Below are 492 nucleotides of genomic sequence, written 5' to 3'. Positions count from 1 at the left end.
CGTCCAACCCGCTGCGCTCCACGAGTTCCTTCGCCAGGGACGACGAGTCCGCCGTTCCCATCCGAATCAGCGTGACCGCCATGCGAATTCCGAACAGCCCGAACCGATCCGCCAACCCGGCACGGGTGGCGGGGTCGACCGTCAACGGCATGTCCGGTCGCGAGAAACGATCGGCCGACAGCATCGCCAGTTGCAGGTCGGCGGGATCGGCGGCGGCGAGCGCCACGAAGGCCGCGTACTCGCTCTGCCGCAACGTTCGGGCGCCGAGGGCCAGCAGGCCGGCCACCGGCACCACCGCCTGGCACAGTCCCGTCTTCTCGAGTTCGACGGCGAACCGCGACGCGACCTCCTTGGCGGACATCATCGCGTCCATCCGTCCGGCGCCCACCTCGTCGGCGCGCGAGACCACTCCCACCACGCCGAGGGGCCCCGATTCGCCGCCCACCGCATCGTTGATGCGGCCCAGGAAATTCGTGTCCGACGCGCTCAGTG

The 492-nt window shown here is 69.9% G+C and carries 1 pseudogene; it reads right to left on the bottom strand.

The annotated features are described in order from the left end of the window. Positions 1–492 (bottom strand): annotated as a pseudogene (locus AC1DYP_RS24820) (Isoniazid-inducible protein iniC); the annotation flags it as partial.

The organism is Caulobacter sp. P1_D6 (assembly GCF_056406095.1).
This window is presented reverse-complemented; position numbering and strand designations above follow the sequence as displayed.